Source organism: Rhodococcus ruitaii (genome assembly GCF_055230935.1).
Map to the genome: position 1 here is coordinate 68961 of NZ_JBUYWC010000016.1, position 15900 is coordinate 84860.

Consider the following 15900-nt stretch of genomic DNA (forward strand, 5'->3'; position numbering starts at 1 on the left):
CCTGCGCATTCGTCAGGTCGGCAGCTGTGCGCGGGCCTGCTCGAACCACTCGACACCCGCACGGGGATCGTCGACGGTGCCGCCGTTGAAACCGAGTTCGAGTCCGCGGCGCACCTCGTCGAGGCTGCGGACCGGCCACGCTGCCATCTCGTAGCCGGCGGCCTGGATCCGTCCGACGACCTCATCGGTCAGACCGTCCCAACCGCAATAGAACGCGGTGGCCTCCACCCCGGCGAGGACCTTTTCGATTCCGGCCGGGTGATATTCGGAGTCCGGATAACCGTGTGTGATCAACCCGCGCGTGATGTCCGGGGTGAGGGATCGCATGCGGCGCAGCGCCTCCGGCCGGAAGCTCGTGAACCGAATACGTTCGACGTCGGCAGGGTGTATTCCGTCGACGACCCGCGCGATCTCGTCACACGCTTCGACCGCCTTGATCTCGACCTGCAGCGGTACGGTGGTCGCGGCGATCACGTCTGCCAGGGTCGGCACGGTGCGGCCTTCACCGACGTCGACGGCCTTGATCTGCTCATACGGCAGGCCTGCGACGGGGCCGAGGCCACGGCCGGCCTCGGTCGCAGCGGTGCGATCGAGGGTCGCATCGTGCAGCACGATCGCGACACCGTCGGCGGACAGCCGGATGTCGAATTCGAGTTCGTGGACGCCGATCTCCTCGGCGAGCCGGAACGAGTCGAGTGTGTTCTCCGGCGAGAGATCCCGTGCACCACGATGTCCGACGACGGCGTAGGTGTCGCGGCGGCCGTTCTTCCGGGTTGTGTCGGTGGCCATCAGGCAACAAGCTCCTCGTACTGCGGGCGAATGTCTTCGATGTCGCGGCGAATGACTGCGGCGGCGGCGCCGAGTGCGGCCGCGGGATCAGCGTTCTCGGTGTAGAGCTTCTGGATGACGGTCCGCATCTCGAGGATGGTCGAGCCCACGTACAGACGGGCGGGATCGGGCTGCCGAGCGCGGTCGAGCTGTTGGACAGCGAGTCCGTAGTTGGGATTATCGGCGATACGTCGGGTGACGATCGACGACTCGGTTGCACCCTTCGTCGCAGGAAGGTAGCCGGTGCCGACGGCCCACTCGGCGGCCTCGTCGTCACCCGCGAGGAACTCGATCACCTTCGCCGCAGCCGCCTTGCGTTCGGGGTCGGCGTTCTTGAGGATGCCCAGGCCGGCGCCACCGGTCGGGACACCCGTGTCCGTGGCGACCGGGAGGAACCCGGCGCCGAGTTCGAAACCTGCAGCCTCGGAGCCCGTGCTCAGGCCGGTCAGCGATCCGGTGGAGTTGGTGATCGTCGCAACGAGACCATTGGTGAAGTCGGTGTTGACCTCCTGCGCGAGGTAACCGATCTTGTCGTCGTTGACGCAGGCGCGGTCGAACTCGGCAGCCGCAATCGCGTCGGTGGAGTCGACCGTGACGTCCATGCCCTCGGACATCGCACCACCGTAGTTCCACAGCAGGCCTTGGAAGTACCAGTCGTCGGAACCGGTGTAGGCGCGCATCATCAGCTTGTTGCCCCGGTAGTCGCGGCCGGTGATCTGCTTTCCCCAGTCCCTGAACTCGTCCCACGTCTCGGGTGCGCGATCGGGAAGACCTTCCTGCGCGAAGATCTCCTTGTTGTAGTAGAACAGCGGAGTCGAGCGGCCGAACGGGAGCCAGTACGGTTCCTCCCGCACGACACCCTCGGCGTAGAGACGGTTGTGGTAGGTGTCTGCGTTCCACGAATCGGTGAAGTAGCCGCTGAGCGGTTCCATGTGACCCGACAGAAAGAACTTGTTCCACGACACATCGGAGAAGATGGCGAGTTCGGGAACCTGCCGTGCCTGGAGGCCGGCGGACAGCTTCTCGGTCAGCCCGTCGTAGCCCTGGAATACCTGGACCTCGACGTAGATGTCCGACTGGGACTCATTGAACTTGTTGATGAGGTTCGCGAGAACCTCACCATTGGTTCCCGAGAATCCACTCCAGAACACGACATTCGTGCGCCCTGCGAACTGCGCGGGGGGAGAGACGTCGGGCTGCGCGAACCCGCTCGACGACGATCCGCCTCCGGGCGTACCGCACGCAGCGAGGATCGGAATGGACGCGGCGGCACCGCCGGCGATGGTCAGGAAGCGACGGCGGCTGAGTTGTGACGCACTCAGCGAGTGTCCTCGGGTGAACAGCGACATGGGATTTCTCCTCGGTTTCGGTAGGTAGCGGAAGCGTGGGGTGGGAGTGGTCAGCGGCGAACCGCGGCGCCGGCAAGACCGTCGATGATGTAGCGCTGCGCGAACAGGAACAACAGCAGCATCGGAAGGATGACGAGGCTTGTGCCCGCCATGATCGGGCCCCATTGGTCGACGCCTTCGGTCTCCTTGAGGAACATCAGACCGATCGGAAGGGTGCGCGCCTGCAGGGTGTTGGTGACCAGCAGCGGCCAGATGAAGTCGTTCCATTCGTCGATCACCGCAATCAGTGCGACCGTCACCACCGCAGGTTTCGACATCGGCAGCACGAAATGGACGAGCCGGCGCAGGTGGCCGCAGCCGTCGAGCTCGGCGGCTTCGAGGACCTCCTTGGGGAGGGACAGGAAGTGCTGCCGCAGCAGGAACGTCCCGAATGCGCTTGCCAGACCTGGCAGGAAGATGCCCGCGTAGGTGTTGATCAGTCCGAGGTTGCCGATCGTGATGTAGTTGATGAGCAGCGTGACGTGCCCGGGCACCATCAGAGCGCCGAGTACCGCGAAGAACACGACGTTCTTGCCCGGGAATCGCAGGAACGCGAACGCGTAGGCGCTGAACACCGCGAGCAGCACCTTGAGTGTCGAACCGGCGGCGGTCACGATGACGGAATTGACGAAGAACTGCCCGAACGGGACGGCTTCCCACGCGCGTACGAAGTGATCGAACGTGATGGTGGTGGGAATCCACTGTAGGGGCCATCGGTAGATCTCGGCTTCCGGTTTGAACGCCGACGACAGCATCCAATAGAACGGGATGAGGAACACGAGACCGACGGCAATCAGGCCGAGTGTGCCCCCGACGCTGCGGGTCGGGGATGTACGCCGGCGTTGTGTGGCCGAATCCGCCGGTGTGGCCGCCGGTGACTGCTTCGCTTGGGATTCGATCGTCGTCGTCACCGGTAATGCACCTTCTTCTCGACGAACCGCATCTGGAACACCGTGACGACGATCAGCAGAACGAACATGATCATCGCTCCCGCGGCGGCAGATCCCGCCTTGAACTGGCGGAATCCCTCGTTGTAGATGAACCAGCTCAATGTGGTGGTCGCACCGGCAGGTCCACCACCGGTCATCATCGCGATGAGATCGAACGACTGGAACGCCGCGATCACCTGGGTGACCAGGAGAAACAGTGTGGTCGGCGAGAGCAGCGGCAGCGTGACGTACCGGAACACCTGCCAACGGCCCGCGCCATCGAGTCGTGCGGCTTCGAGGACATCTCCGGGAAGGGACTGCAGCGCAGACAGATACACGATGGCCACGAAGCCCACGCCCTTCCAGATCGACACGATGATCAGTGCCGGCAACGCCCACTGACCGGACGTCGTCCAATGCGGCGAATCCAGTCCGAACAGGGAGAACAGGACACGGGAGAGTCCGTAGTTGGGATCGAAGAGAAACAACCACACCGCGGCGACTGCAGCACCCGACAGGATGTGCGGGGAAAAGGCGAGGGCCGAGGCCGCGGATCGGCCGCGTGCTGTGGTGGTGAAGAGCAGTGCCAGTGCGAGGCCGCCGATCAGGCTCACTCCCACGACCACGACGACCCAGATCACGGTGATGCGCAGTACGCGAAGGAACGACGGGTCGGTGAGAAGGTGAATGTAGTTGTCGAGACCCACGAAGGTGGGGTTCGGCGCGATCATGTCCCAGCGGGTCAGACTCAGGTATGCGTTGCCGATGACGGGCCAGTACGCGAACACCGCAATCAGTGCCAGGTTCGGAAACGCGAACAGGGCGAACAGCAGGTACTCCCGTCGCCGGCGTCGGGATCGGTTGCGGTGCTGCACCGGCTCTGCGCCGGAGCTCTCGCGAGGTTCTGCCGATGTCGCGTGTGCGGGGCGCGCGGCTGTCATGGACACATCCACCCTCCTTTCAAATACCATTTGGTTGTTATGAAGTACGCGGACGCGATCATGGTGGCACTTGGTGGCGAAGCCGTCAACGCACCCTACCCGGCATGGATTCGTACGGAGTACACCTCCTGTAGTGACGTGAAAAAGTATGAGACGCAATGTAAATGGGTAGTCAGATGTGATCGGGTTTCGAGCTGGAGTGAGTTCGGTTCGGGTGAAATCTGAGCAATCTTCGGTATCTGTTCATCGCCCATTAATCACATCAGAAGTGTTATAAATACCTGCGACGGCACCAACGCAGCGGAAGGTCGACCGAACATGTCGCAACGGATCATCAGTCACTCCCGACGGGGACGCCTCGACGCGATCCTCGAATGCCTTCTTGCCGATGAGACCGAATCGGCGCAGTCGCTCGCGATGCGCTTCGGGGTCTCGCTCATGACCGTGCACCGCGACCTCGACGAACTTCAGCGGCGCGGTGTCGTCCGCAAGTTCCGGGGTGGCGTCAGCGTGGCGCGTACGAGCACGTATGAGATCAGCGCCCCGCTTCGACGTCTCGTGGCCGTACCGCAGAAGAAGGCCATCGCCGCGGCGGCCGCGCGGATGGTCGGACCGGGCCAGTCAGTTCTTCTCGACGATTCGACCACCGTCGCAATGATGCTCGACTACCTGAGCCAGCTCGAAGAGTTGCACATCGTGACCAACTACCTACCGACGCTGAGGCGCATTGCGGACGAGGGTGGCCCCACTGTCGCGGCGATCGGTGGAACGTTCGATGTCGGGCACGAATCCTTTCTCGGAGTGGGCGCGGTCGGTGCGATTCGGGCATTGCGTGTCGACACCGCGTTCTTGTCGACCACCACCGCCGATGCGGACGGCATCTATCACCAGGAGGAATCGATCGTCGCGGTCAAGTCCGAGATGCTGCGGTCGGCGCGGAGGCGGGTCCTGCTCGTTGATTCCGGCAAGCTCGGCGACACGTCGCTGCATCAGATCTCGGGCTGGGGATCGGTGGACGCCCTCATCACCGACGCCGATGCGCCCGCAGACCTACTCGACACATTGCGGACGCGCGGAGTGTCCGTCACCGTCGTCGACCCAGCCCTGTACGCCACAGAATCCGACCCCGGCACCGATGCCGCGGATGAGCACAACGCCGCGGGTCAAGACAACAAGGAGAAGCAGTGACGAAGGTAGATTCCGGCGTGCATGCCGTCTTGTGGGATATGGACGGCACGCTTGTCGACACCGAACCGTACTGGTTTCGGGCTGAAATGGAACTTTGTGCAACGTACGGTATTCCGTGGAGCGATGAGCAGGCATCTGCCCTCGTCGGCAACGCCCTTCCGGTGTCGGCCGCAGTGCTGCGCGACGCCGGCGTGGGCCTGGAGGTCCGGGAGATCATCGATGTCCTCCTCGAATCGGTGATCGGGCAGGTGCGGCAGGTAGTCCCGTGGCGGCCGGGTGCTCGCGAACTTCTCGAGAAGATACGCGGCGCCGGCATTCCCTGTGTGATGGTGACGATGAGCGAGCAGCGTCTCGCGTCCGAGATCGTCGAATTGCTGCCCGCGGGGACGTTCGAATTCCTGGTCACCGGGGACATGGTCAGTCGAGGCAAACCAGATCCCGAGCCGTACCGGACCGCCGTCGAAATGCTGCGTGCGAGCTGGGGCGATCTGTCGCTCGATCGCATCGTGGCGATCGAGGATTCACTGCCGGGCCTGGCATCGGCCACCGCTGCCGGTGTCGTCACCATCGGTGTTCCCAACATGGTGCCGCTGCCGGAGGGACCCGGACACACCCTGTGGACGAGCCTCGAAGGGCGGGGAGTCGTGCAACTGGACGAGCTCGTAGTAGGGAGCTGAACGAGGGAGGGGCCGGTCATTGCGGCCCCTCCCTCGTTCAGGTCACGCGCTCAGACGCAGCCCGGTCTGGTAGTCGAATACGTGAAGACCTGACGCATCGGGACGTACCCGCACGACCGTGTCGGTGGATGGTGGGGTGGTACCGTCGGTGCGTACGGTGACCTGATGACGCGATTCTCCGACGTTGATGTGCCCGTAGAGAAATGTGTCGGCACCGAGTTCCTCGACTACGTCGACGATCATCTCGGCACCGTCTCCGTCGCTGGTCATTCGCAGCGACTCCGGCCGGAGACCGATCGTCACTGAATCAGTGTGCGCAGCACCGAGTATCGACCGCCCTACGGGAACGGTGATTCCGGCGAAATCGACTCCGCCGTCGACGACCGGGAGATCGAGAAGGCTCATCGCCGGCGACCCGATGAAACCTGCGACGAACCGGTTCGCAGGACGCGCGTAGAGGTTGCGTGGGGTGTCGATCTGTTGGAGCACGCCGCCGTCGAGAACGGCGACGCGATCGCCCATCGTCATTGCTTCGACCTGATCGTGGGTGACGTAAATCGTGGTCACGCCGAGTGTGCGTGTGAGTCGCGCGATCTCGTTGCGTGTCTGCACGCGCAGCTTCGCATCGAGGTTCGACAGCGGCTCGTCCATGAGGAACACCTGCGGATTGCGCACGATGGCCCGTCCCATGGCAACGCGTTGGCGCTGCCCGCCGGACAGCGCCTTCGGCTTGCGATCGAGGTACGGTTCGAGATCGAGCATCCGCGCCGCCTCGGTGACGCGCCGATCGCGCTCCTGCTTGGACACTCCATCGATCTTCAGCGCGAACCCCATGTTCTCGGCAACGGTCATGTGTGGGTACAGCGCATAGTTCTGGAACACCATCGCGATGTCGCGGTCTTTCGAATCGACGTCGGTGACATCGGTGTCGCCGATGAACAATCTGCCGCCGTCGATCTCTTCCAGGCCCGCAAGCATGCGCAGTGTGGTGGTCTTCCCGCAGCCGGACGGTCCGACGAGAACGAGGAATTCGCCGTCGGCGATCTCGAGATCGAGTCGGTCGACAGCGGCTCGGTCGGAATCGGGGTAGTGGCGGGTGACACCATTGAATGTGACTGTAGCCATGAGGACTTCCTTTCACGGGCAGGAACGTGCCCGACGATCCGTAGTGAAGGGACGTGCGTCCGATCCCTTGGATCTCACTCCGTGTGCATGAACGGAGCGGTGGCCGATGATGAACGGCCGGCGTCGGGCACGCAGTCGCAGTGCCGGGATCACCGTCGATGCCCGTGCGGATTCCGATACACGGTGGTGCGGCCGTTCTCGCGCACGAGGACATCATCGAATGCGGCGATCAGCCCGTCCGGGAACCACCGTGCACCATGATCGCTGCTGGTTGAGACGACCGTGAGGTTGCGGGTTCGTGCGGTGGTCACCAGATCGGTGAGACGCTTGCAGTCGGGAAGGTCCAGCTTCGCAATCGTCGTCGAGAGTCCTGCGAGAAGTAGCAGTCGTCGCGGCCCGGCGGCTGCGGAGTTCAATTCGGCGAACATGCGACCGATGCCCTCCGGGGTATCGGCCCAGGACGATACCCCGGCGCCTGCGTCGCGATACCTGGCGAGCCACTGGTGGCGACGATGCGGATCGACAACGAACAATTCGTGGGTGCGCGTGGACAAGACACCCGTTGCCATGAGGGTGAGTGGAAGGTTGGGGAAGTTCTCCGTGTCGCGTTGATGCACGAGGAGATTGCGTCCGGCAGTCACTGTCCAGGCCACGGTGTTGCCCTCGCCGTCGCGCCCGAACGGGATGACGAGACTGTCCGGGCGATCCCGAGAGGGGCACACCGTGCGGACTGGGGTGCTGTCGGCGCGGGATCGGCCGGAATGCGACAGAACCGTGTTTGAACAGCTTCGATGTGTGGGCGGGATGACAGGATGCGCCATGTCGGGGTCCGTTCCGTGTCGGCGATGTCCGAATCTGTGTTCGATACCGTAGGTAGGCTAACTGTCCCCACCGACAGAAACATGTGCCCGCGTTCATGAAGCCGGGCCGTGCAGGTTCGAACGCTAGTGAGGACCCATCCGCAGACCCTCGACAGCGCAAGGCGATCGCTCGACGCGGCCCCGGTGCGTTGATTCGACCAGCACACTTCGCTTTTCGTCGTACCGTTCAATCAGACGTCGGGGCCGTCCGCTACTGGACCCGAGCAGGTCTTCGGGTGTGCGCTGAGTGGCACTCGCCCGAGCCCAGTACAATGGACTGCTGGTATGGAAAACGAGACGCAATCCCCCCAGTCGCTGCGCGCGATGCAGAAGCACCGCACCCGTCTGCACTTCATCGATGTCGCCGCCACACTGCTGAACGAGAACGGCTACGCCCGCACCACCATCGACGACATCGCCCGCGCCGCGGGGGCGAGCCGCGCCACCCTGTACTCGTATTTCCCCAGTAAAGAGACGATCGTCCGCGCGATCGTCCTCGAGTCGTGGGATCGGGCGGAGACACTGTACAAAGACTTCGGTGCGCTCGCCGACTGGTCGCGGCCGGCCATCCGAGGCTGGGTGGAGCACGTCGTCGAGGAGTGGGAGGCCAGCGCGTCACGCCTGCGGGTGCAGTCGGCCGGCCTCGTGCAGTTCGACGAGTTCTACCTCGACTACCACCAGCGTTTCATCACCGCGCTGACTTCGCACCGCGAGCTGTGGGAGCCGTTCGGCGAGGCCGAGACCACCCGGCGGGCGTTGTTCCTGATCAGCGGGCTCGAGTTGTTCCTCAACACCTGGATGGTGCGCGGGTGGCCGGTGGATCGTGACGGCGGCATCGACACGATCACCGGCATCTGGCACGCGGTGCTCACCGCACCCTGAACGCGTCTTCTACGACCGGGTACGGATGTCCCAGTCGCTGCTTCGTTGCTATCCGACGTGACGGTCGCGCCGAGTTTTCCCAGTGCGCGTCGGTGGTCGCCGAGTGATCACGAGGTGAGCACTACCTTCATCACCCCGTCGCGTCGCGTGTCGAAGAGCTCGTATCCTTGTGGGCCAGCTGCCAGCGGCAGGCGGTGGGTGATCAGCCCCTCTACCGCGTCGGCATCGATGCGGCCAGTGCGCAGGGCATCGAGAAGCTCACGCTGCTGCGCCTGCACTGAGCAGGACGAGAGCGCCAGCTCGATGTTCTTGGAGAGGCCGCCCCGCAAGGTGAAGTGGGCGAGCGGTGTATCAGGAACGCCGACGATCGACACCTTCCCGCCCTTGCATACGAGGTCCACTGCCAGTTGCACGGTCTGTGGGCTGCCATTCGCGTCGATCACGGTATCGACACCGTATCCACCGGTCAGGTCACGGACCTGCTCGGCGATGTCGTTGCCGCGCACCGTGATCGCGCCGAGTGCCGCCGCAGCGTCACGCCGCTCCTGGAGTAGGTCGATACCGAAGACGCGCTCTGCCCCCAATGCGTAGGCGGCGAGGACGGCCTGCAATCCCACTGCCCCCAAGCCGATTACGGCAACCGAGGCCTCGGGAGCGATCCGGGCTCGCTTCGCCGCGAGCCATGCGGTCGGCAGCGTATCGGTCAGCATGATGCCGAGATCGTCGGATATGTCGTGGCCGAGCGGACGCAGATTGGCGTCTGCCACGGGCACCTCCACCGCCTCGGCCTGGCATCCCGCGATCCCCGGTATCCCCTGCCCGAACACGCGGGGATAGGGAAATCGGTCGCACAGCATCACCTCGTCGGTGACGCAATGGGTGCAGTCCCCGCAGCCGATCGACCCCGGGATCAGTACGCGCTGCCCCGGGCGGAACCGGTTGACCTCTGACCCGACCTCCATGACCTCACCGATGGCCTCGTGTCCGATACCGTATCCGGTCGCGCCGCGGTCGACGTGGTAGGGATGGAGATCGCTGCCGCAGATACTGCTGGCGGTGATGCGGACCACGGCCGATCCGGCCGTCGTCAGGCGAGCGTCCTGCCGATCTTCGTACCGGATGTCACCCGGACCGTGGTAGACGAGGCACTTCATGGTTTTCCCTTTCGATCAGGATTCACAGGATGGTGAAGTACTTGTACGAGGCCTCATCGCCGTCGCTTTCGCCCCTGCCGACGGCGAGGATTCCGTTGAGCCAGGCGAGTGGGCTCGTCACCTCGGTCTCGAATACCGCGCTGGTCAGCCACGACCGGTCGCCGTCTGGCGACAGCGCCTCCCGCGTGTTGGCGGCGCCGAGATACTGTTGGATCACAGGTGGGCCGTCCTGGGCCTCGATCACGACCCGCATATCGATGTGCCAGGGGCTGTGGGGGAAGTCGCTGTCGGCCCGTCCCATCCGGTGAGGCCCCCAGCTGAAGCCTTGCAGCCACTCTCCCGCGAGCGCCCCCTCGGTGTGGCAACCGCCTTCGGCGTGGGTGAGGTAGCGATTCGCGACATGTCCGTAGATCTGGAAGCGCTCACCGATCGTGCCTCGGCCTCGCATCGTGTAGAGCGGCTGCACATCGAGATCGACACTGTCGTCGGCGGGGCGACTGAGTAGCTCGTAGACATCGAGGTTCAGGTCGGAGTCGTTGCGGCTCAGGTAGCCCACGGCGTGAACGTCGTTCAACCAGTCGTACTCGCCATCGGCATCCGCTTCGAACGTCACCCCCACCCGATACGAGCCTTCGCCGTAGCGGTCCGATCCACGCCCGCGGTAGGTCATCAGCACACCGGCGCCCGAGGCGGTTCGCAGTGTGATGAGGCCGTCGACGAATGTGATAGCCGGACCCGAGGAGGTTGCTGAATGCCACTGGTTTGCAAGGTCCGGGACTACTTCCGCGGACAGGCGCGGACCGCTCACTTCGCCACCGCGGGCGCGGGAGACCGAGCGGGCACCGATCGGTCCGTCGAACGTCAGTGATTGGTCGCCGAGGCCGAGGGCGACGCCCCGGAACAGCGGCTTGGCCGGAAAGTGAGTGCTCTGTGAATCGAGTTCGAGCATGGGTACGACTCCTTCGGGATGGATTCAGGCCGTGACTTTGGCGTTGGTGTCGGTACGGATGCGGGTGGACTCCCAGTCGGTGCGCGCCGCCTCGCTCATCCGTGAACGGCGGCGACTCGATGCCGGCGGTGGAGCGCGTCCACGCAGAGGGCAGGATCGCGTCCGGCTCGGGACACGACGTCTCCGGTGATGCCGATCGCGGCCCCTCCCTCGTCCGTGATCAGGCGAACCGCGTCCGCGGTTCCCGGAGTGTTCTCCCCGCCGGACCAGTCACGGCGCAGGTCGTTGACCACCACCGTGCACCCGCGCGATACGCGCTCACGGGCATACGCGAGCCCAAGCCCGAAGGTGGATACGCCGGTGACCAACGCCACCTGCCCATCGAATCGAAGTTCCTGCATGTCAGTGCGCCTTTCCTGGATTGCCCGGATGATCTCGCCGCGGAGCGGACCCGGCCACCTGCGCGCGGTGCGTGCGATGGATCGGAATGTTAACGCACACGAAGTCGACTTACTAGCCCTTTCAGTCGATTTATGAGCCAGTGCGCTGATTTCTGAACTATCAGTCTAGGCAACGTGCCGGGTGTCACTTGGTGTCGCCGATCACAGACCTGGTTCGGCGCTGCGTCTACACGGCGCAAGCCGCCTGCACAGCGCGAAGGAGACACACCGACCATCGGAGTCGATACGACGATCTCGCCGGGACGGCTTTGGCCCTCCTCGTTCGACGAGCCGCTCCTGCGGGCCCACCTCGCACAGGCCGATCCCGGGTCCTGCTCGTGGTTTCTCGTGCAGAGCACCGGCGATGAGTCGCTCCTGGACCGCTACGCGTCGGCGATCGGCCACGTTCCCGATCCACCAGAGCTGGCTGGCAGCACCGATTCGGGCACCGCCGACGCGATCGCCGACGAGCTGGTGGCCGCGCTCGTCGCCTTCAGTGACCCGTCCGACCGCGCCGCCGACGACCGGGCGGTGTCCTTCGAACTCGTCGGACTCCGATGGGGTGACGTCGACCTCGACACAGCGACCGTGGAGGTGCTCCAAGCTTGGCGTAAGGCGCGTGCTGTTCTCGGCTTGAAGCTGGTCTGGCAAGACGCCCATGTGTTCGGTGACTTGGCGGGCTACCACTCGGACCCTGACACGTCGTCTGATCGCTTCCGCCGGCACCTGGCGAGCGTGCAAGCGAAGGTGTTCGCGGCCATGATGGCGTAGATACGACGGAAGAGCCGGCCCCAACCGCAATGGTCAGGGTCGGCTCTCTTGTGTCTGGGAGGGGACCACGAGTGGTGTCTCTGAGGCGAGAAGGACCACAGGCGAGACCACGGCCACAGTCTATCGCTCAGATAACGCCGTGACCTGCATGAACCGTGGTGCCCCCGGTGAGACTCGAACTCACACTGGACGGGTTTTGAATCCGTTTCCTCTGCCAATTGGGATACGGGGGCGTGGTGCGGAGACCACTGTAAGGGATGGATGGACGGAGCGTGAACACCGGTACCCTTCTAACGTTCGATTCCCTCACGAGGGCATCCGCAGCGAGAGGGGAAGGGTCCGCCATGACAGCCGTGCCGCAGAACGACAACGCCGGGGCGAAGAGAGTCGTCGTCGCCGAAGACGAGGCGTTGATCAGGCTCGATCTGGTCGAAATGCTGCGCGAAGAGGGGTACGACGTGGTCGGCGAGGCCGGCGACGGGCAACGCGCGGTGGAGCTTGCCGAAGAACTGAGACCCGACCTCGTGATCATGGATGTGAAGATGCCGCGCCGAGACGGAATCGACGCCGCATCGGAGATTGCGCAGAAGCGCATCGCCCCTGTGGTTATTCTCACAGCGTTCAGTCAGCGTGAGCTCGTCGAACGCGCACGCGACGCAGGAGCCATGGCGTACTTGGTCAAGCCGTTCTCGAAGAGCGATCTGGTTCCGGCCATCGAGGTGGCGGTGAGCCGGTTCACCGAGGTCCGCGAGCTCGAACGCGAGGTCCAAGGGCTGTCCGAGCGGTTCGAGACCCGCAAGCTCGTCGACCGAGCCAAGGGGACGTTGATGGACAAGCATGCGATGACCGAACCGGAGGCCTTCCGCTGGATTCAGCGGGCGGCGATGGATCGACGGACCACGATGAAGCAGGTCGCCGAGGTGATCATCGAGACCCTGGGGGAGACCGCCAGTTGATCGTCGGCTCGGACCTCACTGCCGGAGTTGGTCGGGGTTGTCGTGGACGTCGTACCCGGTCCCTAGACTGACACCCGTGACCCGTGCATCCGCTTCGCCCTCGACCACCCTGGCCACCGACGACCGCCCGACCCTTCTGTTGCTCGACGGGCATTCGCTGGCTTTCCGCGCGTTCTACGCACTTCCGGCCGAGAAATTCAAAACTGTCAGCGGGCAGACCACCAACGCGGTGTACGGGTTCACGTCGATGCTCATCAACCTCCTCCGCGACGAGAAGCCTACGCACGTCGCAGCAGCATTCGACGTGAGCCGCAAGACGTTTCGCGCCGAGATGTATGCCCCCTACAAGGCGCAGCGCAGTGCCGCCCCTGATGAGTTCAAGGGCCAGATCGATGTCACCAAAGAGGTGCTCGACGCGATGGGTATTCCCGTCATGGCGGAAGAAGGATACGAAGCCGACGACATCATCGCGACCCTCAGCACCCAGGCCACTGCACTCGGTTACAAGGTGCTCATCGTCACCGGCGACCGCGATGCGTTGCAGCTGGTCACCGACGACGTCACCGTGCTCTACCCGAAGCGCGGGGTCTCCGACCTGACGCGGTTCACGCCCGAAGCCGTCGAAGAGAAGTACGGGCTCACCCCGGCGCAATACCCGGACTTCGCAGCCCTACGCGGAGACCCGAGCGACAACCTCCCAGGCATCCCGGGCGTCGGCGAGAAGACCGCCACCAAGTGGATCCGAGAGTTCGGCAGCCTCACCGACCTGGTCGATCGAGTCGACGAAGTACGCGGCAAGACCGGCGATGCGCTGCGCGAGAACCTGTCGAACGTGCTGATGAATCGCCAGCTCACGGAGATGGTGCGGGAAGTGCCGCTCCCGTATGTGCCGGATGCGCTCGCGCTCGCCCCGTGGGACCGCGACAAGATCCACCGGCTCTTCGACGACCTCGAATTCAAGGTCCTGCGAGATCGACTCTTCGAGACCCTTGCCTCCACGGAACCTGAAGCCGACGAAGGATTCGAGGTGCGCGGCGGCATCGTCGAACCGGGTGGGATCACCGCCTGGCTGGCCGAGCACGCGGTGGCCGGGCAGCGCCACGGCCTGTCCGTCGCCGGCCCCGGTGCCCCGTACGGCGGCGAGGCCACGGCGGTCGCGATCGCGGCGGCCGACGGCGAGGGCGCCTATGTGACGACGGTGTCGCTGACCCCCGAGGACGACACCGCCCTTGCCGCGTGGCTCGCCGACCCCACCGTGGAAAAGGCTCTGCACGAGGCGAAGTCGGCGATGCACGCGCTTCGCGGTCGTGGATGGAGCCTCGCCGGTGTCACCAGCGATACGGCACTGGCGGCCTATCTCGTGCGCCCCGGGCAGCGCAGCTTCAAACTCGACGACCTGTCGCTGCGCTACCTCAAGCGCGAACTGCGGGTCGAAGACACCGGCGCTCAGCAACTGTCGTTGCTCGACGACGAGGATGCCGCCGACAAGCAGGCTGCCGAAGGCGAGATCCTGCGGGCCCGCGCCGTCGTCGACCTCGCTGCCGCTCTCGACTCCGAACTCGCCGACATCGAATCGGCGCAACTCCTCACCGACATGGAGCTGCCCCTGCTCGACGTGCTCGCCGCTCTCGAATCCACCGGTATCGCGGTCGATTCCGAGCACCTACACGATCTGCAGGCGGGCTTCGCCGCCGACGTCGCCGCTGCAGCGAACGCCGCGTACGAGGTGATCGGTAAGCAGATCAACCTCGGCTCACCGAAGCAGCTGCAGGTGGTGCTCTTCGACGAACTCGAGATGCCGAAGACCAAGAAGACCAAGACCGGCTACACCACCGACGCGGACGCTCTGCAGAACCTGTTCGAAAAGACCGAACATCCGTTCCTCGAACATCTGCTGGCACACCGCGAATCCACCAGGATGAAAACGACCGTGGATGGTCTCATCAAGTCCGTGGCCGACGACGGCCGCATCCACACCACGTTCAACCAGACGGTCGCGGCGACCGGACGGCTGTCGTCGACCGAACCGAACCTGCAGAACATCCCGGTGCGCACCGACGCCGGCCGGCAGATCCGCAACGGCTTCGTCGTCGGCACCGGATACGACCTGCTCCTGACCGCCGACTACAGCCAGATCGAGATGCGCATCATGGCGCACCTGTCCGGCGACGAGGGCTTGATCGAGGCGTTCAACACGGGGGAGGACCTACACAGTTTTGTCGGTGCCCGCGCATTCGGCGTGCCGATCGACGAGGTCACCCCAGAGCTGCGCCGACGGGTCAAGGCGATGTCGTACGGGCTGGCGTACGGTCTCAGCGCGTACGGTCTCGCGCAGCAGTTGAAGATCTCCACCGACGACGCCCATGAGCAGATGGAGGCGTATTTCACGCGATTCGGTGGTGTGCGTGATTACCTGCACAATGTCGTGGAGGAAGCACGCAAGGTCGGCTACACCTCCACGCTCTACGGGCGACGCCGCTACCTGCCGGATCTGACGAGCGACAACCGGCAACGCCGCGAGGTCGCCGAGCGAGCCGCGCTCAACGCGCCGATCCAGGGTACCGCGGCCGACATCATCAAAGTCGCGATGATCGACGTGCAGACGGCGCTCGGCGACGCCGGGTTGCGGTCACGGATGCTACTGCAGGTCCACGACGAACTCGTCCTCGAGGTCACCGCCGACGAGCGTGAGCGTGCCGAGGAAATCGTCCGCGACAAGATGGATTCGGTGATCGACCTGTCGGTGCCGCTCGAAGTGTCGGTCGGATACGGGCGCAGCTGGGACGCCGCCGCGCACTGAGAGCCCGCCGAT

Annotated in this window: 15 protein-coding genes and 1 tRNA gene; 6 read left to right on the forward strand and 10 right to left on the reverse strand. The window is 64.5% G+C overall.

The genetic code is table 11. The annotated features are described in order from the left end of the window. Positions 1-12 precede the first annotated feature (12 nt). Genes ACZI8W_RS20280 through ACZI8W_RS20295 form a run of 4 tightly spaced genes read right to left on the reverse strand, consistent with a single transcriptional unit; the run spans position 13 to position 4086 of the window. A complete protein-coding gene (locus ACZI8W_RS20280; protein ID WP_463370306.1) occupies positions 13-789 on the reverse strand; it encodes a glycerophosphodiester phosphodiesterase in 777 nt (258 codons plus the stop codon). Continuing rightward, positions 789-2177 carry an ABC transporter substrate-binding protein gene (locus tag ACZI8W_RS20285; protein WP_463370307.1) on the reverse strand — a complete coding sequence of 463 codons (1389 nt, stop codon included), beginning with the start codon at positions 2175-2177 and terminating at the stop codon, positions 789-791. Before ACZI8W_RS20285 ends, ACZI8W_RS20280 begins: the two co-directional genes overlap by 1 nt. Positions 2178-2227: 50 nt before the next feature. Continuing rightward, positions 2228-3127 (reverse strand): carbohydrate ABC transporter permease, encoded by a 900-nt coding sequence (locus tag ACZI8W_RS20290; RefSeq protein WP_463370308.1) that lies wholly within the window; start codon positions 3125-3127, stop codon positions 2228-2230. Beyond that, a complete protein-coding gene (locus tag ACZI8W_RS20295) occupies positions 3124-4086 on the reverse strand; it encodes a carbohydrate ABC transporter permease (protein ID WP_463370387.1) in 963 nt (320 codons plus the stop codon). The genes ACZI8W_RS20290 and ACZI8W_RS20295 overlap by 4 nt, the downstream gene beginning before the upstream one ends. Before the next feature lie 318 nt (positions 4087-4404). On the opposite strand from ACZI8W_RS20295, the gene ACZI8W_RS20300 reads away from it, so the two are divergent. Next, entirely contained in the window at positions 4405-5274 is an 870-nt protein-coding gene (locus tag ACZI8W_RS20300) for a DeoR/GlpR family DNA-binding transcription regulator (protein WP_463370309.1), read from the forward strand. Continuing rightward, a complete protein-coding gene (locus ACZI8W_RS20305) occupies positions 5271-5951 on the forward strand; it encodes an HAD family hydrolase (protein ID WP_463370310.1) in 681 nt (226 codons plus the stop codon). The genes ACZI8W_RS20300 and ACZI8W_RS20305 overlap by 4 nt, the downstream gene beginning before the upstream one ends. Positions 5952-5993: 42 nt before the next feature. Here ACZI8W_RS20305 and ACZI8W_RS20310 read toward each other — a convergent pair whose 3' ends face one another. Together ACZI8W_RS20310 and ACZI8W_RS20315 are read right to left on the reverse strand one after the other, a co-directional pair. Continuing rightward, entirely contained in the window at positions 5994-7076 is a 1083-nt protein-coding gene (locus ACZI8W_RS20310; RefSeq protein WP_463370311.1) for an ABC transporter ATP-binding protein, read from the reverse strand. 149 nt (positions 7077-7225) lie between these two features. After that, positions 7226-7729 carry a hypothetical protein gene (locus ACZI8W_RS20315; RefSeq protein WP_463370312.1) on the reverse strand — a complete coding sequence of 168 codons (504 nt, stop codon included), beginning with the start codon at positions 7727-7729 and terminating at the stop codon, positions 7226-7228. A gap of 492 nt (positions 7730-8221) precedes the next feature. Between ACZI8W_RS20315 and ACZI8W_RS20320 the strand changes: the two genes are divergently transcribed. Continuing rightward, on the forward strand, positions 8222-8818 hold the full coding sequence (locus ACZI8W_RS20320; RefSeq protein ID WP_463370313.1) for a TetR/AcrR family transcriptional regulator: 597 nt from the start codon (positions 8222-8224) through the stop codon (positions 8816-8818). Between the two features lie 107 nt (positions 8819-8925). On the opposite strand, the gene ACZI8W_RS20325 is transcribed toward ACZI8W_RS20320, so the two are convergent. The 3 genes from ACZI8W_RS20325 to ACZI8W_RS20335 all read right to left on the reverse strand — a co-directional run bounded on the left by ACZI8W_RS20325 (position 8926) and on the right by ACZI8W_RS20335 (position 11322). Beyond that, positions 8926-9972, reverse strand: coding sequence for a zinc-binding dehydrogenase (locus ACZI8W_RS20325; RefSeq protein WP_463370314.1), 1047 nt, complete (start codon positions 9970-9972; stop codon positions 8926-8928). 22 nt (positions 9973-9994) lie between these two features. Next, positions 9995-10921 carry a DUF3237 family protein gene (locus tag ACZI8W_RS20330; RefSeq protein WP_463370315.1) on the reverse strand — a complete coding sequence of 309 codons (927 nt, stop codon included), beginning with the start codon at positions 10919-10921 and terminating at the stop codon, positions 9995-9997. Between the two features lie 95 nt (positions 10922-11016). Beyond that, positions 11017-11322, reverse strand: a complete 306-nt coding sequence (locus ACZI8W_RS20335) for a Rossmann-fold NAD(P)-binding domain-containing protein (protein ID WP_463370316.1) — start codon at positions 11320-11322, stop codon at positions 11017-11019. 174 nt (positions 11323-11496) lie between these two features. On the opposite strand from ACZI8W_RS20335, the gene ACZI8W_RS20340 reads away from it, so the two are divergent. Further along, a complete protein-coding gene (locus tag ACZI8W_RS20340; RefSeq protein WP_463370317.1) occupies positions 11497-12132 on the forward strand; it encodes a hypothetical protein in 636 nt (211 codons plus the stop codon). A gap of 156 nt (positions 12133-12288) precedes the next feature. Here the strand turns inward: ACZI8W_RS20340 and ACZI8W_RS20345 are convergent. Continuing rightward, positions 12289-12365 (reverse strand) — tRNA-Leu (locus ACZI8W_RS20345). Between the two features lie 111 nt (positions 12366-12476). Here ACZI8W_RS20345 and ACZI8W_RS20350 point away from each other — a divergent pair. Further along, complete coding sequence (locus ACZI8W_RS20350; protein ID WP_463370318.1) at positions 12477-13088, forward strand: ANTAR domain-containing response regulator; 612 nt, start codon at positions 12477-12479, stop codon at positions 13086-13088. Between the two features lie 76 nt (positions 13089-13164). Next, complete coding sequence (gene polA / locus ACZI8W_RS20355) at positions 13165-15888, forward strand: DNA polymerase I (protein ID WP_463370319.1); 2724 nt, start codon at positions 13165-13167, stop codon at positions 15886-15888. Positions 15889-15900 lie beyond the last annotated feature (12 nt).